Origin of the sequence: Thalassotalea euphylliae (assembly GCF_042682785.1) — a bacterium.
In the GTDB taxonomy this organism is placed as follows: domain Bacteria; phylum Pseudomonadota; class Gammaproteobacteria; order Enterobacterales; family Alteromonadaceae; genus Thalassotalea_F; species Thalassotalea_F euphylliae.
Window position 1 is genome coordinate 461,686 of sequence record NZ_JBHUIB010000003.1, and the last position, 21,381, is coordinate 483,066.

General features: G+C 42.6%; 22 protein-coding genes and 5 tRNA genes. 9 read left to right on the top strand and 18 right to left on the bottom strand.

What is annotated here, in order from left to right:
• Nucleotides 1-46 precede the first annotated feature (46 nt).
• From ACFSJY_RS09345 to metG, 15 genes are all read right to left on the bottom strand, one after another.
• Nucleotides 47-934, bottom strand: a complete 888-nt coding sequence (locus ACFSJY_RS09345; protein ID WP_386033569.1) for a helix-turn-helix domain-containing protein — start codon at nucleotides 932-934, stop codon at nucleotides 47-49.
• Nucleotides 935-1,042: 108 nt separating this feature from the next.
• Nucleotides 1,043-2,521 carry a sensor domain-containing diguanylate cyclase gene (locus tag ACFSJY_RS09350; protein ID WP_386033571.1) on the bottom strand — a complete coding sequence of 493 codons (1,479 nt, stop codon included), beginning with the start codon at nucleotides 2,519-2,521 and terminating at the stop codon, nucleotides 1,043-1,045.
• A 191-nt stretch (nucleotides 2,522-2,712) separates the two neighbouring features.
• Nucleotides 2,713-3,252: a DUF924 family protein gene (locus ACFSJY_RS09355; protein ID WP_386033573.1), complete on the bottom strand. Its 540-nt coding sequence runs from the start codon at nucleotides 3,250-3,252 to the stop codon at nucleotides 2,713-2,715.
• A 19-nt stretch (nucleotides 3,253-3,271) separates the two neighbouring features.
• On the bottom strand, nucleotides 3,272-3,865 hold the full coding sequence (locus ACFSJY_RS09360) for a LysE family translocator (protein WP_386033575.1): 594 nt from the start codon (nucleotides 3,863-3,865) through the stop codon (nucleotides 3,272-3,274).
• 3 nt (nucleotides 3,866-3,868) lie between these two features.
• Nucleotides 3,869-4,159 carry a YciI family protein gene (locus tag ACFSJY_RS09365; protein WP_386033577.1) on the bottom strand — a complete coding sequence of 97 codons (291 nt, stop codon included), beginning with the start codon at nucleotides 4,157-4,159 and terminating at the stop codon, nucleotides 3,869-3,871.
• Nucleotides 4,160-4,199: 40 nt separating this feature from the next.
• On the bottom strand, nucleotides 4,200-4,565 hold the full coding sequence (locus tag ACFSJY_RS09370; protein WP_386033579.1) for a cupin domain-containing protein: 366 nt from the start codon (nucleotides 4,563-4,565) through the stop codon (nucleotides 4,200-4,202).
• Between the two features lie 14 nt (nucleotides 4,566-4,579).
• Entirely contained in the window at nucleotides 4,580-4,981 is a 402-nt protein-coding gene (locus tag ACFSJY_RS09375) for an NUDIX hydrolase (protein WP_386033581.1), read from the bottom strand.
• Between the two features lie 161 nt (nucleotides 4,982-5,142).
• Complete coding sequence (gene trhO, locus ACFSJY_RS09380; protein ID WP_386033583.1) at nucleotides 5,143-6,126, bottom strand: oxygen-dependent tRNA uridine(34) hydroxylase TrhO; 984 nt, start codon at nucleotides 6,124-6,126, stop codon at nucleotides 5,143-5,145.
• A 155-nt stretch (nucleotides 6,127-6,281) separates the two neighbouring features.
• The gene (locus ACFSJY_RS09385; RefSeq protein WP_386033585.1) at nucleotides 6,282-6,659 is read right to left on the bottom strand and encodes a VOC family protein; all 378 of its coding nucleotides are present in this window, start codon (nucleotides 6,657-6,659) and stop codon (nucleotides 6,282-6,284) included.
• Between the two features lie 104 nt (nucleotides 6,660-6,763).
• Complete coding sequence (locus ACFSJY_RS09390) at nucleotides 6,764-7,387, bottom strand: thiol:disulfide interchange protein DsbA/DsbL (RefSeq protein ID WP_386033587.1); 624 nt, start codon at nucleotides 7,385-7,387, stop codon at nucleotides 6,764-6,766.
• A 173-nt stretch (nucleotides 7,388-7,560) separates the two neighbouring features.
• Nucleotides 7,561-8,046 carry a hypothetical protein gene (locus ACFSJY_RS09395; protein ID WP_386033589.1) on the bottom strand — a complete coding sequence of 162 codons (486 nt, stop codon included), beginning with the start codon at nucleotides 8,044-8,046 and terminating at the stop codon, nucleotides 7,561-7,563.
• Nucleotides 8,047-8,281: 235 nt separating this feature from the next.
• Nucleotides 8,282-8,731, bottom strand: coding sequence for a nuclear transport factor 2 family protein (locus ACFSJY_RS09400; protein WP_386033591.1), 450 nt, complete (start codon nucleotides 8,729-8,731; stop codon nucleotides 8,282-8,284).
• Between the two features lie 33 nt (nucleotides 8,732-8,764).
• A complete protein-coding gene (locus ACFSJY_RS09405; protein ID WP_386033593.1) occupies nucleotides 8,765-9,115 on the bottom strand; it encodes a GFA family protein in 351 nt (116 codons plus the stop codon).
• Nucleotides 9,116-9,198: 83 nt separating this feature from the next.
• Complete coding sequence (locus tag ACFSJY_RS09410) at nucleotides 9,199-9,630, bottom strand: hypothetical protein (RefSeq protein WP_386033595.1); 432 nt, start codon at nucleotides 9,628-9,630, stop codon at nucleotides 9,199-9,201.
• 115 nt (nucleotides 9,631-9,745) lie between these two features.
• Complete coding sequence (gene metG, locus ACFSJY_RS09415) at nucleotides 9,746-11,779, bottom strand: methionine--tRNA ligase (RefSeq protein WP_386033597.1); 2,034 nt, start codon at nucleotides 11,777-11,779, stop codon at nucleotides 9,746-9,748.
• Between the two features lie 106 nt (nucleotides 11,780-11,885).
• Between metG and apbC the strand changes: the two genes are divergently transcribed.
• Both apbC and dcd read left to right on the top strand, forming a co-directional pair.
• On the top strand, nucleotides 11,886-12,983 hold the full coding sequence (gene apbC, locus ACFSJY_RS09420) for an iron-sulfur cluster carrier protein ApbC (protein ID WP_386033599.1): 1,098 nt from the start codon (nucleotides 11,886-11,888) through the stop codon (nucleotides 12,981-12,983).
• A gap of 35 nt (nucleotides 12,984-13,018) precedes the next feature.
• A complete protein-coding gene (gene dcd / locus ACFSJY_RS09425) occupies nucleotides 13,019-13,612 on the top strand; it encodes a dCTP deaminase (protein ID WP_386033601.1) in 594 nt (197 codons plus the stop codon).
• A gap of 56 nt (nucleotides 13,613-13,668) precedes the next feature.
• Here dcd and ACFSJY_RS09430 read toward each other — a convergent pair whose 3' ends face one another.
• Nucleotides 13,669-14,601 carry a gluconeogenesis factor YvcK family protein gene (locus ACFSJY_RS09430; protein WP_386033603.1) on the bottom strand — a complete coding sequence of 311 codons (933 nt, stop codon included), beginning with the start codon at nucleotides 14,599-14,601 and terminating at the stop codon, nucleotides 13,669-13,671.
• Nucleotides 14,602-14,900: 299 nt separating this feature from the next.
• Here ACFSJY_RS09430 and ACFSJY_RS09435 point away from each other — a divergent pair.
• The 5 genes from ACFSJY_RS09435 to ACFSJY_RS09455 all read left to right on the top strand — a co-directional run bounded on the left by ACFSJY_RS09435 (nucleotide 14,901) and on the right by ACFSJY_RS09455 (nucleotide 15,814).
• Nucleotides 14,901-14,976: transfer RNA gene (locus ACFSJY_RS09435), tRNA-Ala, on the top strand.
• A 90-nt stretch (nucleotides 14,977-15,066) separates the two neighbouring features.
• A tRNA-Glu gene (locus tag ACFSJY_RS09440) sits at nucleotides 15,067-15,142 on the top strand.
• 148 nt (nucleotides 15,143-15,290) lie between these two features.
• Nucleotides 15,291-15,366 (top strand) — tRNA-Glu (locus ACFSJY_RS09445).
• Nucleotides 15,367-15,514: 148 nt separating this feature from the next.
• Nucleotides 15,515-15,590: transfer RNA gene (locus tag ACFSJY_RS09450), tRNA-Glu, on the top strand.
• Between the two features lie 148 nt (nucleotides 15,591-15,738).
• Nucleotides 15,739-15,814 (top strand) — tRNA-Glu (locus tag ACFSJY_RS09455).
• 121 nt (nucleotides 15,815-15,935) lie between these two features.
• On the opposite strand, the gene ACFSJY_RS09460 is transcribed toward ACFSJY_RS09455, so the two are convergent.
• Both ACFSJY_RS09460 and ACFSJY_RS09465 read right to left on the bottom strand, forming a co-directional pair.
• A complete protein-coding gene (locus ACFSJY_RS09460) occupies nucleotides 15,936-17,519 on the bottom strand; it encodes a cation:proton antiporter domain-containing protein (RefSeq protein ID WP_386033605.1) in 1,584 nt (527 codons plus the stop codon).
• Nucleotides 17,519-18,142, bottom strand: coding sequence for an arylesterase (locus ACFSJY_RS09465; protein WP_386033607.1), 624 nt, complete (start codon nucleotides 18,140-18,142; stop codon nucleotides 17,519-17,521). Before ACFSJY_RS09465 ends, ACFSJY_RS09460 begins: the two co-directional genes overlap by 1 nt.
• Between ACFSJY_RS09465 and ACFSJY_RS09470 the strand changes: the two genes are divergently transcribed.
• Entirely contained in the window at nucleotides 18,141-18,863 is a 723-nt protein-coding gene (locus ACFSJY_RS09470) for an ABC transporter ATP-binding protein (protein ID WP_386033609.1), read from the top strand. The genes ACFSJY_RS09465 and ACFSJY_RS09470 overlap by 2 nt on opposite strands.
• Nucleotides 18,856-21,357, top strand: coding sequence for an ABC transporter permease (locus ACFSJY_RS09475; RefSeq protein WP_386033611.1), 2,502 nt, complete (start codon nucleotides 18,856-18,858; stop codon nucleotides 21,355-21,357). Before ACFSJY_RS09470 ends, ACFSJY_RS09475 begins: the two co-directional genes overlap by 8 nt.
• The last annotated feature ends 24 nt before the right edge of the window (nucleotides 21,358-21,381 follow it).

Sequence of the window (21,381 nt, forward strand, 5' to 3'; positions counted from 1 at the left end):
GTCAGCAGAGAGCGCTGTGCAGAAAGTGCGTTTTTAGTAAAACAACCTAAGTTGCTTCTGTGTGGCTTTCGTCTATCGCAAAATAGAGTTTGGTTTCAAGCCTTTCTGGTGGTGTATCTAAAGGACTATTTACATACCGCTGAACAATTTGCTGATCTTTTAACGCGATATCATTAGGTAGCACCCATTGCGAGTAAACTTGAGAAATGGTTTGCCACATACTGTCGTGAGAACCTAAATGTGTGAAACAGGCCCATTTTCCCGCTTGCCATTCAAATGTTTGTAAGGTGTGGAAATGTTGATCAAGTCCATTTATAAAACCAGCGAAAAAATTGCTTTCCGATTGTGCACCAACCCAAGGGTTGTCAACTGCGACGCCTATAGGCTGCAGTGCATCAAAACTCATTTTTTCTGCAATAGTCGCGAGGCGGCCGTATAGTTGACCGGCTAACGCAGAAAAAGACTGTTCGCTAAATCCTTTGCCATAAAGACCTAAAATTGTTTGTTTTGGCAATGTTTCGAGAACTGGAATAACTGGCGTTTCGGCAAATAGTTTTTTAGGTGGTAAATTACCAGCTCGCTCATTACTGGGCTGTTTGCCTTGCATGACATCCGTTGGTGTCAGGGAAAAGTGCTTTTTGAACGCTCGGGTAAAGGACGACGGGGAGTCGTAACCGATACTTAGTGCTACGTCGATGATATTGTGGTTGCCTGTCTTAATATGATTAAGCGCCTTTTCTAGTTTATGTCGCTGAATAAATTCCCCTAACTGGTAACCTGTAGCAGCAAAAAATAGACGGTTAAAATGATACTTCGAAAATCCCGTGTGACTCGCTAGTGCATCTAAGCTGATTGCTTTGTCACTATTGTCATAAATATATTGTGCAACTTGGCTGATTATCTTCGTATTTTTGTGATTTTTTGTACGATTCACTTTTGTCTCAACTATCGTTATTGTTTTACTTTTCGCGTGAAAATGAGAGCTCTTACATTGTAGAGTTGGAGGTCACAGTATATCGCTGCTCACAGGGACTCTTTTTACTCAATGCTGACTGAATTTAACCTGATTTCGACCAGAACCTTTAGCGTCGTACAACGCTTTATCTGCCCGCTTTAACATCGATTCAATATCCGTATCGTTTGCTGTCAATTCGCTTATACCGATACTTACTGTGTAGGTAATATTTGTTGATTCGTAAACCAGGTGCTGTGCTTCGATATCATGACGGATCCTTTCGGCATAACTATGAGCACTATCTGCATCTGTTAGAGGAAGAAATACGACGAATTCCTCACCACCAATTCTGCCACAAATATCTGAATCCCTGCTGTGTCTGGTCAAGGTGTTTGCAACGGCACATATAACCTTGTCACCAGTTGCGTGACCATGCTGATCATTAATGCTTTTAAAATTATCTAAATCCAATAAAAGTAATGCGCATGATACGGGGTGCCGCGTGTATTGCCCAAATTGTTGATTAACCGTTTTGAAAAAACCTCGGCGGTTGTAGATTTGCGTCAAAGGGTCTGTCAGAGACAGTGCTAGCGCTTCTTGTCTCGCTTGCTCTAATTCTTTTGTTCGCTCTTCGACTTTATGTTCTAGTATTGAGGTTAGCTGATTCTGTTCTTTTCGTCGCTGTATAAAGACCGCTTGAACCAGCAGCATTGCGGACAGGGTAAACAAAAAGAAATATTGCATAGAAACTTCTGCTGTTTCTGGATGATGCTGGAAGAAATAGCCTTTACCTTGATTACTGCCTATCCACGCAAGAAAAAATATTAACACATTCATGCAACATGTTGATGTTGGGGAGAGTTTAATAGCGGAATAAAGCAGTGGAAAAAGTAACAGTGCCGGTTGCAAAATAGGGTGGGAATATTCCGCATAAGATGGACCAAACACTAGATAACAAATAATGACAATAATCATCGTCACTATCATTACCGGACAGAGTTTTTCCAACGTAAATTTATGAGGCCATCCTTGCCACAAAAAGTAAAGCGCTGGCGCTATGACAATAGCGGCTAGCGCGTTACTGATAGTCCAGTTCAAAATACCCATGTACAAACCATCGAACCATGAAAGGCCGACTACGTAATAGATACCAACACCGAACAAAGCTGATACTAGGCCAATAGCTATACAGGCTACAATGAATATGTTGGCTAGCCCTGCCACACTGGTTAATAGATTCTGTTGCAGTAGTTTTTTATTGATGACCCAATACGCACAAAGAGCAGCTAGAGTATTTCCTGCTGTGGTTGACGCATTAATGATCAAATGTTGAAGTGCGAATGGATCTTGTCCGACAAGGTGAAAATGGTAGGTAACGACTAAAAACGTGCCAATGGCAATACCTATCCACGCGTTTCTGCCAAAAATCATGACGCCTGCTAAAGCAACACCTGCTGGCGGCCAAGCAGCTAATGTTTTCAGGACTTGCATGGTAAAAACAGCAAGAACGAAGTAGGTTACACATATGATGGCATTGTACTGCCATGGCTTAAACGCAGTGTTCATTGCTTCCTGCTTCTAGGTAATAGTGCGTTTCTCGTTGTACAGCTTAATCAATTGGAAACTTATGTATGCCTAAATTATTATATCTTTTTATATGAAACAAGCAGTTAGTTATCTGATATGTTTTCTCTCCACAGCTTCTATTGTACGGTAATTGTACCTGTGTAAGCGTATTTAAAGTAATTAAAATCGCCTTAAAAGCTTGAGCCGGGCTCTTTCAAGAAGGCCTGCTCTTCAGAGGTAGATTGTCTACCTAATATTGAATTGCGATGTGGGTAACGACCAAAACGTTCGATAATCGCTTGGTGCTGCAATTCGAAAGATAGATTATTCTCGTTTCCTAATTCTTTGTAGAGTTTTACAGCTTCCTTGTGAATGATGACAGACTCGCTATGCATGAAGGGTAGATAAAAGAAGCCGCGTTGTTGTTCAGACACTTCTTTGTCATACGATTTACTGATTGCTTGTTGAGCTAATGCTAAAGCGAGTGGATCAGCAGCAAAAGACTTAGCTGTGTCTCGATAAATATTACGAGAAAACTGATCAAGTACAATCACTTCCGCAAGGCTGCCAAGCGCGGTTTCACGCCACCTAAACAATTCGCCTTGCATAGCTTGGCGGTGAAGCTGTGCAAATCGATTTGTGATTTGCATGTCTAATTTATTGTCTTTTATCCACCACTGCTGTGGTGTTAATTCTTCGAACCAGTAGTGGATGACGTCGATTGCTTGCATAGAGCTCTCCAAATGTGGGTCAGCTAAGTAAAGCATACAGCACAGCAATAACCATCACGATTGCAAATGTGCATCTGACGATTTTAGCTTGCTTTGGTTTGGTAAAAATTGGCCGAAGCGTACTGCCGAGGCAAAGCCATACGATATCTACGACGGTCGCGACCAGAAAACAAATGATGCCAGTCGCGAAGTAGCCGAACAACGAACTATCAAATGGCAGCAGATATTGAGAAAAAAGTGCTAAGAATGCTGCATAAGCTTTGGGGTTGAGAAGATTTAGGATAAAACCATCTTTAAAGCTTGGCGCTCTGTCTGCTTCAACATTTGAATTAACGGGAGCCGAAGCAATTTTGTAGGCTACATAAACCATGTAAGTTGCCCCTATGATTTGGCAGGCGAGTCTTACCTGTGGGAATGCAGCAAATAGGGCCGCGAGTCCTGCAGATGCGCCGACAATTGCGCATGCAAGACCGAGTAAAATACCAAAGAGAAAGGGTGTACCACGCTTGATGCCAAATGTAGCTCCTGTTGCCGCAAGCGCCAATGGTGCTGGACCCGGAGAGCCCAGTAGCAGGGCAGTTGCTGTAATTAGAGTCAGTAATGCTTCTATCATTATTTATTCTTCTAGCAGTGAACCTAAGTGAGGCGCAACTTTTGTTGGCACAAACTCAGTGATTTCATAGTCGGCGATATTGGCCTTGTGAAAAGGATCTAAGGAGAGAATCTCTTCTAATAGCTCACGCGATTTGGTTTGTGCGAGTATAATTCCGCCGGTTCTAGGGACCTTTCGGCCTGAAGCAATAAAGTTGCCGTCAGCATATTGTTGCTTGAGAAAATCGAGGTGAGCAGGCAAGTGTCTATCCACCTGGTTGAGTTCAACTTTATACGTTAGCGATATAATAAACATCCTTGGTCCTTGCTAAAGCTTGTAATTAATGCGCTGTTATTTATATCCAACAATCATTATCTGCCGTCAATTTCCCACCCGCTTGACCTGTGTTAACAACACCTCGCGGTTCAATTAACAAAATTTGGCACTCTGATTGAGCAACTGGTTTGTGCTCTACGCCTTTAGGGACGACAAACATCTCACCTGTGTTTAACTGAATGACACGGTCTCGCAAATGAATGGCTAAACTACCATTCATTACGATAAATACTTCATCGGTATCTTCATGAGTGTGCCATACAAATTCGCCCTCAACTTTTGCCAGTTTAAGTTGATAATTGTTCATTTCTGCAATTACCTTAGGTGACCAATGCTTGGAAAATTGGCTAAATTTCTCGTTGAAGTTAATGACATCGTTTGGCATAAATAAACTCGCCTCTATTCGTTGATTAGTCCTTGTTGGTAGAGCCAATCAAAAACTTTGACTGACGCTATAGAAGTTTCATGTCGTTGTGTGTATCCAAGATAGGTTATTTCTTCTATTTCTGCTGCGGGTGAAGCATTACCCGTATATTCGGCAAAATAGCATGTCATTTTAACTTTGGTACCGTCGTCTTTACCGTCAGCTGGGGCAAGGAAAGTATCTGCATAGGTAATAGTTTCGGGTATAAGCGCTACAGATATTTCTTCATCTATTTCTCGAATAAGCGCCTGTTCGTCATTTTCGCCTGGATCGCGTTTGCCACCAGGGATATAAAACAGTGATTTATTCTTAGAACGGGCACATAAAAGTTTATTGTTCTTGATATAAAGCCACGCAAGCTTATCGATAGTTTTCAATGGATATGTCCTTAAAGGGAATTAGTAATAATGCAGGGCATCCTTGTCAGCTGCTTCAAATTTTACCCTGTAAGTTTTTCAAAAAGCGAATAAATTTTAGAAACAGTGAAAATAAAAAAGGCACCGAATGGTGCCTTTTGGGGTAAAATTTCTTTGTTTAACTACTTAGCTGCTGCTGCCTTTTGTGCTTCAATACGCGCTTTCTTTTGCGCTTTTCTTTGTTCCAATATTTTAGCCGCATCTGAACCTACGTGTGTTTCACCGCGCTCTTTTGCTAGTTGCATTTGACGCTCGCGTTCAGCATAACGTGCGCGCTGCTCTTCAGTCGTTTTGTCAAAACAGTGATGACAGCTGACACCTTTTTCGTATTCAGGTTTCTCTTTGTCTTCTTCTAGTATGGGCATACGGCATGCATGACATTGATCGTATTTGCCTGCTTCTAGGCTGTGGTCTACCGTAACGCGATCGTCAAAGACAAAGCATTCGCCTTTCCACATGGTTTCTTCTGCTGGAACATCTTCCAAATACTGCAAGATACCACCTTCAAGGTGATACACTTCCTCAAACCCTTGCTCTTTCATGTAAGCAGTCGACTTTTCACAACGAATACCGCCAGTACAAAACATGGCGACTTTTTTGTGTTTTGTCGGATCCATGTTTTCTTTAGCCCAAGCGGGGAATTCACGGAATGTTTTCGTGTCTGGGTCAACGGCGTTTTCGAAAGTACCGATTTGCACTTCGTAATCATTGCGGGTATCAACAACAAATACCTCGGGATCTGAGATTAACGCGTTCCAATCTTTTGGCTTAACGTAAGTACCGACAACGTGGCGAGGATCGATGCCTTCAACACCCATGGTGACTATTTCATTTTTGAGTTTAACTTTAGTGCGTTTAAACGGTTTTTCTTCTGTAAACGATTCTTTGTAAGAAATGTCTTTAAGGCGAGCGTCCGCTTTTAACCACATTAATAAGGCATCAATGCCTTCACGAGAACCTGCAACTGTCCCGTTAATGCCTTCTTTGGCTAAAAGCAAGGTACCGCAGATGTGGTTGTCTTCCATTGTTTTTAGCAATTTAGGACGGATAGCTTCAAAATCTTCAAGCGCAACAAATTTGTACATTGCGCAAACAACGTAAGTCATGTGTTTTCCTTTTACTGGCCGGAACGTAAAACCGGTGCAAGAGTGATAAATTGATACTGCAGTAGGGATAGCCTGACGCAGCGGACGCTATTATATGGATTTAGGCATAAAATGCAAAAAAGCGGCAATCGCCGCTCTTTTATTTGTTAACTTTTCTACAGTTTATGCAGCGCGCATATCTTATTCCCTGACGGGTCACGTAAATAAGCTAAGTACAACTTCATACCTGCTCCTTCACGAATACCTGGTGCATCTTCACAGGTCGTTCCCCCATTTTCTAAGCCCGCAGCGTGCCAAGCATCTGCAATTTCAGGTGTTTTTGCTGCGAAACCTATTGTTGTTCCGTTGCCATGACTGGCATCTTCGCCATCAATTGGTTTGGTCAGCGCGAATATGCCTGTTTCGGTGAAGTAAAAACAGCGACCTTTTTCATCAATTACCCCTTCAGGGTGGCCCATTGCACCGAGTACGGCATCGTAAAATTTTTTAGACGCTTGAATATCGTTAGCGCCAATCATGATATGACTAAACATAAAATTCTCTTTTGTTGTTATTAATTGCAGTGTTGTACGTTAGCAACAACTTCACGGTTGTGCGAATAGTGTTACGTAACAAGTCATGAACTAGACCGGCTCATTTATGCTTTCTTTTCCAATAAATGTTGAATTAATGCTTTGTATTGGGCAATGCTTTTAATGTCATTAGTTAATGGGCGGTATTTCCCGTTTACGATAAGCGTTGGTACCGTTCTTACCCCTTGTGCTCGAAGTTGTTCGGTATTCTTTTTCATTTTGTTTGCCAGTGCATTGACGGAAAAGCTATTAAACACCTTATCGAATTTTTCATTATCAATACCATTAACTAAAAATAAGTTGCGAATGTCACTCTCTTTATCAAACGTTGCTCTGTCGACATGAATGTATTTAAAAATAGCACCAACTATTTTGTCTTTTTCACCGAGACGATCCGCAGTAATAATGGCTTTAGTTAAGGCATGTTCAATGTCGGGTTGTTGTCCGGGCATACTGTCAACATGGTTTTTATTAAAAGCGACTCCTTGCGGTAAGGTTGCGGCAACCTCGTTCATGAATGGCTCTTGCTTGAAGCAATGTGGGCAATAAAATGAAAAGTACTCCCTTACCTCTTGCTTATCTGATATTGGATTAGCCAATACTTGATAGTGCTTTCCTTCAATAAATTCACTCGCGAATACAGGGATGGCAGAAATCGTTAAGGTGATCGCCATTAGGATATTTTTCATAAAAAACTTCCGTATTTAGGTTAACTATATTTATGTAAGCTACTGAAGCAGCGAATATTTAGTCAGCTAACTTAGGAAAAAGTTCAGGAAGAGGTTATTAGACGATAAAGTGTTTTATAGGGGCGGCATCTGCGGTGGAGAGTATAGAGCCGCCACTATGGACAGTTTTACTGTTATACTGAACTGCCTTTACAGCGAGCTTTGTGCTCAATTCGATTGTTAATCCATGGCGCTTCGAGTTCCGTTGTTACGATCTCTGATACACGAATACCTGTGTCAGATTCTTGAATCCATAAATGAACTAAATGGCCTTCTACTCGACGATTTGGCATGTAGCTTGTGCCAGGTGCCAAATTCACTTTAAAGTTTGCGTAAGCTCTTCGAAGCGCCATTGGTCGGTCTTGATCTCGAATGAGTACTTTCAACCAGAGATTATGTTTTCCCGCTTCATACTGGCGTGGCTGCGCCCATTCTTCTGGTTGTTGGTTATGACACATAAGGTAAATACGTTCGTAATTATCGTCAGCCTCTGAGCTTGTTATGTTCTCGAATCTAAAATGATCGTCTTTAACGGTGTGTTTGACCAAAGGGAAGGTGCTACATGCTGACAGAACAAGTGCCATACCAGCACAAGCCAGTAATGTGGTAGGTCGTCTCATTTTGAAGTCCTTATTCACAATTAACAGGGTTTACGCAGGCAATCTCCAATTGCCTGTATCGCAAGCTACTTATGCTTAAAGGAAGTTACTAGCCATAAGCGTTAAATAAAAATGTTGCTCGCGCTATAGCAGTATAGTTGTGTATAGCTACATCAACAATTTTAGTGATTAATTTGATACTAGCTGCAGAGAAAGAGCGAATCATTTACTGGCTTGGTTGGCTAGACGCCCTTTTTTAGTCTTCGCGACCAATGTAGGCTCTGACACTTGTTATTTTGCCATCACTATTAAAAGTAACAACATCTGTCACATAGAGCACTTCTGTGCTGTTTACGGTAATTTTAAGCTCGCCAGCAACAGCGTTGGCTGACTCGAAGGTTCTTAGTATTTCGATGACAATAGATTCAGATGACTGGAAGTTTTTTTGAGTTTCTCTAATTGCTTCAGTCTTTCCTTTTACCGATATTTTCCAATCGCGCAACAGGATATCATCTGCAAACATACTCGCGACGCTATTTATGTCCATATTTTCATAGCTTTCTAAGTAGTATTGAAACTTGTTTAGGTTACTCGGTTGTTCCTTGTTGTTTTTTACTGTGTTTGCACTAATAGGGAAGTGCCAGAAGGTAATAAACATCAGTAATACTGGGAACATCCATTTTGTATTAAAAATTGCGTTGTTCATGCGTTATCTCCTTATTTAGCCGCTTTAGAGAAATTAAAGCGCGTTTTTTCCATCAAACTGCAGTGTAGTCAAACTTCTCGAGTCTATGTTCTCTACACAACCCAAATTAACCCTAAATGTTCCCGGCTCATATGTTGTATCGTGAAATGGGTAAATACCGCAGCTTCTGCAAAAGTAATGATTAACATCTTTATCCCCCCATCGGTATGTAGACAAATTCTGTTTGCCACTTAACAGAGAAAATTGCTCGGGTGAATAGGTAGATTTAGACATAATTGCGTTTTTACGAATGCAAATTGAGCAATTACATTGAAGGGCTTCTAGATTACTGTCTTCAAATTCAAATTGAATGTCGCCACAGTGGCATTGTCCTTTGTATTTCACTGGTATCTCCGTAATTTAGGTTGCTGTATATTTGTACAGTATCAGGTTTTGTCGAATTTACAACAGCGAATATGTTTAACGCTCTAGTTTTGCTGGTTAAGCCTGTGCCCTATACCTAGCGCTAATCCTGTCATTAGCCAAGCGATACCGACTAACAACACAATGTCGGTGACTTTTTCTGGATGGCGCAGCCACAGTTGAATAGGTAATAAACCGCGAACAATACAAAGTGTTGTTATGGTGTATATGCCGAGTTTTAACAAGGGAACTTTGCCTATAATTTTAGCGGCAGATAATGCATAGCAAGCGACTAAAATGAATAATGAAGAGATAAATATGTTACCCAAAGGGGCTAGCCATGTGCTGTCTTTTGCTGATTGGATAATCTTTGGTGGTGCCATTTGGATTGCATAACATTCTGGCCCAAAGTACAAACACGATAAGTGTGTAATTGCGGTCGCAGAAGAAATACATGCGACAGAGACAAGTAGCGCGTTAGCAATTGTTTTCTTCATAGTGCTATTCCCTTAGCGAGTTGTTTAAAGTGTCTATTGTAAATAGTAGGGGGTGATAATCCCTATAAAAAAGCCTGTCAAATTGACAGGCTTTGCAAACAACAAATGTGGTCGTTTATTTTACACGCATACCAGGTTGGGCGCCGTCTTCTGGATTGAGTATCCATAAATCTTTTCCGCCAGGACCCGCAGCAAGCACCATACCTTCAGACATACCAAAACGCATCTTACGAGGCGCTAGGTTAGCTACCATAACAGTTAGCTTACCCTCTAAGTCTTCTGGTTGGTACGCTGATTTGATACCCGCAAAGACTTGGCGAGTTTCACCGCCAAGATCTAGCTCTAAACGAAGTAGTTTATCCGCTTTCTCTACATGTTCTGCTTTTACTATTTTAGCAATACGTAGGTCAATTTTCGCAAAGTCATCAAACTGAATCTCCGGCGCAATTGGGTCATCAGCTAAAGGACCAGAAGGCGCGGACTTTTGTGCATTGTCGGTTGCTAAAGATTCTTTAGAAGCGTCAATCATGTCGTTGATTTTATCCATCTCAATACGTTGCATTAGTGCTTTGAACTTATTGATTTTGTGATCTTTAAGTAGCGTTTTATGGCCTTCCCACACCAACTCATCATTCAAGAAGCCTTCAGTTTTCTCTGCAAGTGCAGGTAATACAGGCTTCAAATACGTCATCAAGATGCGGAATAGATTAATACCCAGCGAGCAAATATCTTGAACTTCTTGTTGCTTGGACTCATCCTTCACTAACTGCCAAGGCTCTTTAACGGCAATGTATTCATTGACCTTATCTGCAAGCGCCATAATTTCGCGCATTGCCTTACCAAATTCGCGGGCTTCGTATAGCTCAGCTAGTCTGTCGCCGGCTGCCATTACTTCGTCGGCTAGTGCTTGGTCATCCACGTTGCTTGAAAGCATACCGTCGAAGCGTTTAGTGATAAAACTTGCGCAACGAGAAGCAATATTGACGACTTTACCGACTAAGTCTGAATTTACACGCTGTGCGAAGTCTTCCAAGTTAAGGTCTAGATCATCAATACGGTTTGTTAACTTGGCTGCATAGTAGTAACGCAAGTATTCTGGGCTTAAATGGTCGAGGTAGGTACGGCCTTTGATAAACGTACCTTTTGACTTAGACATTTTCGCGCCATTAACTGTTACAAAGCCGTGAGCGTATACTGAGGTAGGTTTACGATAGCCAGCACCTTCTAGCATTGCAGGCCAGAATAAGCTGTGGAAGTAAATAATGTCTTTACCGATGAAATGGTACAGTTCGGCATCAGAGTTTTCATTCCAGTATGTATCGAAGTCGATATTTTCTCGATCACAAAGATTTTTAAAACTCCCCATGTAACCAATAGGGGCGTCAAGCCATACATAGAAAAATTTACCTGGCGCGTTAGGAATCTCAAAGCCAAAATATGGCGCATCACGGCTGATGTCCCATTGTTGTAACCCTGATTCAAACCACTCATTCAGTTTGTTAGCCATTTCTTCCTGAAGTGAACCACCAGTCGTCCAGTCTTTAAGCATTTGCTCAAACGCTGGCAAATCAAAGAAGTAATGTTCTGAATCACGTAGTACTGGAGTAGAACCAGAAACAACAGAGCGTGGATTGATGACTTCAGTAGGTGAATAAGTCGCACCACAGTTGTCACAGCTGTCGCCGTTTTCGTCTTCACTGCCGCATTTAGGGCAAGTTCCTTTTACGAAACGGTCAGGCAAGAACATGCCTTTCTCTTCGTCGTAAAGTTGAGAAATTGTGCGTGTTTTGATGTGACCAGCCGCGTGTAGCTTGTTGTAAATCTCACTAGCAAACTCGCGGTTTTCATCGCTGTGCGTTGAGTGATAGTTATCGAAACTGATCAAGAAATCGTTAAAATCAGCCATGTGCTCTTCACGCACACCATCAATCATTTGTTCTGGAGTGATACCTAACTCTTGCGCTTTCAGCATAATAGGCGTGCCATGTGCATCGTCAGCACACACAAAGTAAGTTTCGTTGCCGCGCATGCGTTGGAAGCGGACCCAAATATCGGTTTGGATATGTTCAAGCAGGTGACCAAGGTGGATAGAGCCGTTTGCATACGGCAAAGCACAGGTAACTAAAATTTTACGTTTTTCTTGTGACATTTGTTTTAGATATTCGTGTATAAACACTTTTAGGTGGTAATCAATGGCGCAATAGTACAGAATTTAATGGTTATTTTCATTAAAATTTCTGGCCTACACTTAATTAATGTTCAGTCAATTTTTCTCCCGAGATAAATCTATTTCCGACGATGTTCAGCAACTCATAAAAGAAGCACTGAATAGTTATCGTTCTGAGAGTTTTCCAAACGGCATTTTACCCTTAGTGTCGGCATTCACAGTTGAAACAAATAAACAGGGTATTTTAGTGACGGTTAGTTTGCCATTTCCGTGTCGAGGCGAACTGGCAGAGCTAGCTGAACAATTGTCGGCTTCACTAGAACAGTCAGTGATGATAAATGTTGATATTGATGTGAAAGCGGTTAGGAGTCATTCAATAGCAAACGTGAAAAACATTGTTGCGGTTGCTTCTGGCAAAGGTGGGGTGGGTAAGTCTACAACAACGGTTAATCTAGCCGCAGCGCTTGTAGCTGAGGGGGCCAATGTCGGTATACTAGACGCCGATATATACGGGCCGTCTATTCCACTGATGATAGGTGCGGGTGATGAAAAGCCTGGGTCTACAGATGGTAAGACCATGTTACCGATAGTGGCGAATGATATTGCTGCAATGTCTATCGGCTTTTTGGTGCCAGATAGTGATGCTGCGGTATGGCGAGGTCCTATGGCGAGTACCGCGTTTTCACAGTTACTTAATGAAACGGCATGGCCAGAGTTGGACTACTTGCTGATTGATATGCCGCCCGGTACTGGTGATATTCAGTTGACGCTCTCACAAAAAGTACCGGTTGCGGGAGCTGTCATTGTGACAACGCCTCAAGATATAGCGCTTGCTGATGCTCAGAAAGGAATCGCTATGTTCGATAAAGTGAAAGTACCAGTGATAGGTGTTGTTGAGAACATGAGTTATCACCTTTGTGAAAACTGTGGTCACCATAGTCATGTATTCGGTCAAGATGGCGGCAAGGATATTGCGGATATGAACAGTGTCGCATTACTTGGCCAATTGCCACTTGATGTCAGTATTAGAACCAATGCAGATTTGGGTGACTTTTCATATATTCGCCAAGCCAATAGTGACATTGGCGCACAGTACCGTAAAATAGCGCGCAACTTGGTGAGCAATGTATATCATCATTTAGATGCGCGTAGCCCAACTAATGCCAATATCGTTATTGAAAATTAACGATGCTAATAAAAACCAAAAGGTAAACGAATACCATGAGATTATGTGACAAGGATATACAAGCGTGTATCGATGAGGGGAAAATCGCGATTAGCCCGATGCCCGAAGATGGTGCCATTTCGGGGGTAAGTGTTGATATTCGCCTCGGCAATGAGTTTCGGGTATTTAAAAATAATACGGCTCCCTACATTGACTTAAGTGGTCCTAGGGAAGAAGTTCAGCAACAAATGAACGCAGTGATGAGTGATGAAATTATCATCCCTGACGGCGAAGCCTTTTTTCTTCACCCTGGTGAACTAGCACTCGCAGTAACGTTTGAATCGGTGACACTACCAGCTGATATCGTTGGTTGGTTAGATGGTCGTTCATCTCTTGCACGTCTTGGTCTAATGGTACATGTTACGGCGCACCGAATTGATCCGGGCTGGTCTGGTCAAATCGTTTTAGAGTTCTACAACAGTGGTAAGTTGCCGTTAGCGTTACGCCCTAAAATGAAAATAGCGGCGCTGAACTTTGAAACCATGTCAGGTAAAGCGGACAAACCATACAACAAAAGAGATGACGCTAAATATAAAGGACAAATGGGCGCAGTTGCTAGCCGGATTAGCCAAGACGATACTTCAGCTTAATTTTGCAGTCACAGCGGCTTATTCTGAACCTTAGTTGAATATATGATAGCCAATGCTTAGTCAGCATTGGCTATTTTTAAAGGAGAGTTGGTTTCGTTGATAGGTGGCACATCGGCTATACATTGATGAAGCGCTTCGACCAACTTTGCTTTGTCGTGATGATGGGCAACGTCATCGCATGACATATTATGGTATATGACACGCACTTTTTCTGATGTAACATCACGATGGTGGCTGATGACGCTATCCACCGGCAAACACCCTATATTTTCCTCAATCCATGCTAGCTTTTCATCGAGTGTTAATGTTGCAGCAGGACTGTTTTCCTTCACAATATTTTCTACAAACACGCAATGACCTTTGCGCCTCTTCAATGCTTTTGCAATATCTCGCACCAGAAGTGGCGGCACAACACTGGTTAAGAAGCTGCCAGGACCTAAAATAATTAAGTCGGCGTTGTCTATGGCAGTGACACATTGGTCTGGCGTCTTGACCAAAGGCGCAAGCATCAAATTCTTGGGCATGATAGGCATATCGTCAACAGACAACTCTCCTACACGACATCGGCCTTCGGGATAAAAGGCCATGAGGTCAGTAGGGGACTCAGACATCGGAAGAACAGGTGTCTTAACGCGAAGAATTCGCCTAACAAGTTTTATTGATTCTAACGGCCTTGACTGAATCTGACCTAAGCCATAGAGAATAAGGTTACCTAAGTTGTGACCACCCAGTTCATCTTCACCATCAAATCGATAGTTAAATAACTGGCTGCCAACACTACTGTCGTCAACGAGCTCGGTTAAACAGTTTCTTAAATCACCCCAAGCGATAGAAGAGCTTCGTTTTCTGAGCCGACCTGTTGAGCCACCATTGTCAGTTGTTGTGACAATCCCTGTTAACTGATCCTGCATAAAAGAAAGCGTGGAAAGTACGCGACCTAGACCGTGGCCGCCACCAATGGCAACAATATTTAATTTTTTTAGTTGCATATATTCGGTAATTTCTTAACCAATTAGTTAAACTTTACTCATAAACCCTTAAAAAATAAAGTGAACGAGGGTAAGAGATCGGAGAAGAGAACAATTATATAGAAGTTGTGCTTCAATACACTCATCTAAATGATTGATTATGTAAAAAATAGTCAAATCGAATACTTACTGAACGAACAGCTAGAAGTTTCCGAAAAATTACGATTATTTTTAAATTAATGGTTGACACTCACTAGGTGGCTGCCTAAAATGCGCCTCGCTTTCGACGAGTACTAGGTCGCTCTGAGAAAGACAGCTGGGGGGCTATAGCTCAGCTGGGAGAGCGCTTCGCTGGCAGCGAAGAGGTCTGCGGTTCGATCCCGCATAGCTCCACCATCAGTGCTACCGCATTGGTAAGAATTCTAGTGATGAGACTGATGTCTCGCACTGAAATAACGATTAAGTTGTTCGTTATTTTATTTCAGTGTCCCGTTCGTCTAGAGGCCTAGGACTCCGCCCTTTCACGGCGGCAACAGGGGTTCGAATCCCCTACGGGATGCCACATTTTGGGAGTTGCCATCTAGGTCTGGTAACTGACCAAGTTAGCGAAAGCTAGCTGAAAAGTTTAAAGATGTAAGGTTAGTTCGCGGAATTAGCTTTACACTAAAACAAGAGGCTTTGTGAAAGCAGAGTGTCTGAAAAGTTTTAGTGTCCCGTTCGTCTAGAGGCCTAGGACTCCGCCCTTTCACGGCGGCAACAGGGGTTCGAATCCCCTACGGGATGCCACATTTTGGGAGTTACCATCTAGGTCTGGTAACTGACCAAGTTAGCGAAAGCTAGCTGAAAAGTTTAAAGATGTAAGGTTAGTTCGCGGAATTAGCTTTACACTAAAACAAGAGGCTTTGTGAAAGCAGAGTGTCTGAAAAGTTTTAGTGTCCCGTTCGTCTAGAGGCCTAGGACTCCGCCCTTTCACGGCGGCAACAGGGGTTCGAATCCCCTACGGGATGCCACATTTTGGGAGTTACCATCTAGGTCTGGTAACTGACCAAGTTAGCGAAAGCTAGCTGAAAAGTTTAAAGATGTAAGGTTAGTTCTCGGAATTAGCTTTACACTAAAACAAGAGGCTTTGTGAAAGCAGAGTATCTGAAAAGTTTTAGTGTCCCGTTCGTCTAGAGGCCTAGGACTCCGCCCTTTCACGGCGGCAACAGGGGTTCGAATCCCCTACGGGATGCCACATACAAAAAGCCGGCTTTATGCCGGCTTTTTTCTTTTCTTTATTTTATGTTTATGCTGCGCCATCCCTTCTGTAACATTGTTCTAACGCACTTGTTATGTTGTGACAGAAGAAACCAAGGCTATGCCTTGGCTTCCTGTTGAGAGGACATCATGGCTAGGCTCTCTTCGGCAAAACCAACACCAGCTTCGTGGTAGAAGTTAAATACTTTGTTAATACCTAGTTCTTCTAATTGTTCACGTTCGTCGTCAAACCGCGCAATAGCGGCTATTTGGCCCTGATAGTTCGCAAGGCGCAATTGATGAGTAATATTTATGGTGTCTTTTACGGAGGGGACAGCAATCATGACCAATTTCAGCTTGTCTAAATCAATCGTTTCCCAAAAATCTCGAGACTCTGCATCACCGCAAAACGCTTGCACATGTTCTGTTGTTAACCAATCTACTTTAGCCCGTTCAGCATCAAGTCCCCAAACCTTCTTGCCCACTTGTTGAGCAATAGCGTTGTAGGCACCCATGCCGACACGGCCCATACCAACGACGACGATTGGCGCATCACAAGGCTGTTTGAATACGTCTTCTTCCAAACGTGAACTGCGCTCGTACTTAATAAGTTTCGGCTTGTTCTCCATGAACAAGTGTTCAGCAAAGCGGTAGACTACATTGGTTAACACAAATGAAATCGATACAGCGAGCGCTAGTATCACTAACCACTCTTTTGATAGCCAACCAGACTGTACACTGATAGACGAAACAATGAGTCCAAATTCACTAAAGTTAGTCAGAACCATAGAGGTTAAAAAAGCCGAGCGAGCTTTCAGTTTCAGTGCACTAAACAATAAGTAAAACATCACAAATTTTACTGGTAGCATCAAGCAAATGAGTAGGGCAATGCCCAGCATTTCCAGTGTCGGTAGCGCAGTAAAGCCGATAAGCAAGAAAAAGCCGATCAAGAATAAATCTTTAAAGTTAAGAAGTGATTTGTTTATTTCACTTGCTTTTGGATGGGCTGCCAAAAACATACCTGCAAGCAATGCACCTAAATCACCTTTTATTTTAACGAGTTCGAATAGCTCATAGGCGCCTAAAGCGATGAAAAAACCGGTTAGTGGTATTAACTCACCGTGCCCTACAGTGTTTATTAAGCGATAAATTAGGGGTTTCAGTACGAATGCGAGAACTAACCCAAACGCCCAGTAGCTAGGAATTTTTCCTGTTGCTGCAACCAGAAAGATAACGGCAACGATGTCTTGCATAACAAGGATACCAATAGCTAATTTACCATGACGTGTGCGCATTTCACCGTGATCTTCCATCAGTTTAACGACACAGACTGTGCTACTGAAACTTAATGCGAAGGCGACAAGTAACCCGGAAGACGTCGTTAAATCTGCAAAATAGGCGAGCCCTGTTATCGCCAATAGCTTGATCACGGCGAAGCAAAGCACTATCCAAAGCGTGCTGTGTCCTAGGGCACCTTGCCAGACTTCCGACTTAGTTAAATCACCAATATTTAGCTTCAAGCCAATCGTAAATAGCATCAATGTGATGCCTAAGTTAGCAAGCGTTGTTAAACTGGCGTCAGCCTCAAGACCTAAAAAGTGCAGGACAAAACCTGCAATCAGATAGCCGATAGACGGTGGTAGAGAAATAACTTTTGCGCTTAAACCACATATAAACGCAAATAAAATCCAGATGAATTCCATTAGCTTCCCTTAATCATGTTGGCTGTAGCTTCTGCCATAATATCTACAATCAAAGGCTGTGCTTTAACATTCGGATGAATACCATCGGACTGCATATTGTTCGTATCGATTGCAACGGTATTTAAGAAAAAAGGCATAAGCGGTACCTGTGCTTGTTGCGATACATCAACAAAGACTTGCTCGAACAGTTTGTTATAACGCGGTCCATAATTTGGCGGAATTCTTATCGCCATTAGATGAACTTTGATGCCTTCTGCTTTAGCTAAGCCAATTATTTGTAACAAATTATTCTTTATTAAGTCAGCCGGAAAGCCTCTAAGACCGTCATTACCTCCCAATTCAATTAACAAATAGTCGAATTTTTCTTTCGATAGAATTCCAGGTAAGCGAGATAAACCGCCTGCTGTGGTCTCACCACTTATGCTAGCATTGATGATCTCGTAACCAGCGTTATTCGTTTTTAATTGCTGATTAAGTAAATAAACCCAGCCTTGGTTTTGTTTCATTCCGTAACTTGCACTTAGGCTATCACCCAGTAATAAAATACGTGACACAGCATTTGCGTTGAAACAAAAAGCAAGCAATAAAGCGGTTAACATTAATTTGGAAGTGCATTTAAACATGAAGTTAGAATCCGACATTATTTTAAAAGTCACAGACTTAGCGAAATCTGTATCGTTGGAAAATGATATTTTAGACCTATTGTCAGACATAAATCTAGCGGTAAGCGCTGGTGAAACATTAGCCATAGTTGGAGCGTCTGGTTCTGGCAAAACAACATTACTCTCTTTGCTGGCTGGTTTAGACGTACCAAGTAGCGGTTCGATTGAGCTTAAGGGTCACTCATTACAAAAATTGGATGAAGAGGCGCGCAGCGCAGTGCGTGCGCAACATGTAGGGTTTATCTTTCAACAGTTTTTGTTAGTAAACAGTTTAACAGCGCTTGAAAATGTGATGCTACCTGCGGAGTTAGCAAACATGGCAAATGCAGAAGAGCGTGCCATAGAATTGTTAAAGCAAGTGGGTTTACCTGATCGCATTAACCATTTCCCTTCACAAATGTCAGGAGGAGAGCAACAGCGTGTTGCAATTGCTCGTGCATTTATCACTAGTCCTGACATTTTATTTGCTGATGAACCTACGGGTAATCTCGATAGTAAAACAGGGCGCCATATTACAGAACTGCTGTTCGATTTGAACAAAGAGAATGGCACAACACTGATTCTCGTTACTCATGATGAAAAACTAGCAGACCGTTGTCACCGTAAAGTGGTTGTCGATAGTGGCCGAATTGTCGATGAGCAATCTGCAGAGGTTGAGACATTGAGGACTGTTAATGAGTAACAATGTCTGGATAAAGCAATCACTCAGATTACTCAGCCACGAGTTACGTCGTGGTGAGTTAACCATTATTTTTCTCGCTATTGTGTTGGCTGTTGCCACGGTATTCTCGCTATCAGGCTTTTCACATCAAATACAAGCAGCGATTCTTAACAAAAGTACCAGTTTCATTGCTGCAGACTGGGTTTATAGCTCCCCGAGACCAATTGATACAGCCATCATTGAGCGTAGCGAAGGACTAGGTATCAAATCTGCACAAAAGCTAGAAATGAGCTCTATGGTCTTCGCCAATGGAAAACTGCAATTGTCAGAAATTAACGCAGTAGGCGACCAATATCCTTTACGAGGAGAAATGCTCGTTAAAGATGCTAGCGGTATAATTTCAGTAAGCAAAGCGCCGAAACCTGGTGACATATGGGTAGAACAAAAGCTGCTTAATATCCTTGGCGTTGGCATTGGTGACACTGTTGAAGTGGGGATGGCGGTACTAAGAATAGCGGGCGTTGTTACCCAAATACCCGATGCATCTTTTAGTGTCTTTACTTCTGGACCTGAGTTATTCCTAAACATCGATGATATGCCTAAAACAGAGCTTATCCAGCCGGGCAGTCGATTGGGGTACAAGGTTTTGTTTGCAGGCGATGCTGATGTGATGGCTGAGTTCGACGAGTGGGTCGAGCCGCAAGTTAAAGAGACAGAGCGCTGGTATGACATCCAATCTAGCCGTTCTGCGTTATCTTCTTCATTAGATGCAGCCGAGCAGTACTTGTCTCTTGCAAGCATGTTGGGCATTGTTCTGGCAGCGGTTGCTGTGGCGGTAGCAAGTCGTCGATATGGCCAGCGTCATCAACCTATGGTTGCTGTGTTTAAAGCGATGGGGGCAAGTCAGAAGCACATTACGGCATTATACTGTCTACATTGGGGGCTGTTATCTGCTCTATCTATTGTTGTTGGTCTCGTTATTGGCTTCGGTTTGCAGCAAGTCGGTTTAAATGCGATGCAAGACTATTTGGAGATATCGGCTAAAGCATCGATGACCATGCCACTATTGGTCGCAATCGCGACGGGAGTGCTATGCGCTATAGCTTTCGCTATTGCTCCACTTAAGCAACTGGTGACCATCAAGCCACTCGCTGTAATCAGAGGTTTTAAACACGATACTTTCCACTGGCTTCAGCTTGTGCCGGCTATTATTGCTCTATACCTCTTACTCTATATGTTCAGCCAAAACTGGTTGCTTAGCGTTGTGTTGCTGCTAGGTGCCGCTATAGTGTCAGCAATTTTGCTAGTGCTTGGCCAAGTGTTTGTGAGCGCTGGCCGAAGTGTTGGTAGCAAGTCTGGCAAGGCACTTCATTTAGCGTTTGCAAATTTAAAACGTCGGGCACAGGAAAACAGTGTTCAGCTGGTCAGCTTTACAATCGCCATTAAGTTGTTGTTGCTTATTGTGGTTATTCGTAGTGATTTAATCAGTGATTGGCAATCCCAATTACCTGACAATACAGCCAACCGCTTTCTGGTGAATATAAGCCAGCAGCAGGTTGATGACGTTAACCGTTTCATGGAAGCGCAGAATATTCCAGGCAGTGGTTTGTATCCCGTTGTTCGAGGCCGACTTGTCGCCATCAATGACGACTCTGTTACTAAAGAAGTGACAAAAGAAGAAGACAAAGAGCCTGAAAGCCAGCGCCGTGGAATAGGGCGTGAACTTAATTTAACTTGGCGTAATCAGTTGCCAGAGGGTAATGAAATATTAAGTGGGCAATGGTTCTCTCGCGATGATACACGTCCGCAGGTCTCTATTGAAGAGGGGGTTGCGCAGCGACTCAACGTGGTGGTAGGCGATAAGCTTACTTTTCAACTTGGCAGTGAAGATTTTACCGTTGATGTGACCAGTGTTCGCAAGGTTGACTGGCAGTCGTTACAGCCAAACTTCTTCATGGTTTTTAACGAATTCGTATTACAAGATTTCCCTGCAACTTATATTTCCTCGCACTTTGTTGCGCCGGAAAAAGTACAAGCGTTTAATCAGTTTTTAGCGCAGTATCCAACAATATCGATGATTGATGTGGAAGCGCTAATTAATCAACTTCGTAGCGTCATTGAACAAGTGTCTCTGGCGGTGGAGTTTATACTGGTGCTCGTTGTTATCGCAGGGACACTTGTATTGATTGCCCAAGTGCAAGCAAGTATGGAGGAGCGTGAGCGAGAAATCGCGATTCTTCGGACTTTAGGTGCAAAAGGAAGTTTACTCAAAAATAGCGTGTTGCTGGAGTTTATCTGTCTTGGGCTAGTTGCGGGCTTGATGGCCGGAATGGCGATGGAAATAGCCGTATTCTTTATTCAAACTCAAGTATTTAAAATGGAGGCGAGTTTTCATCTTGAATACTGGGGCATTGGTATGGTTTCAGGTGCGGCATTTGTTGGCATTATGGGAATGATCAGTTGCTGGCGTCTGCTCAATATGTCGAGCGTTACGTTAATTCGTAGGACAATGTAATCATAACAAAGAGCTCGGAGTCAC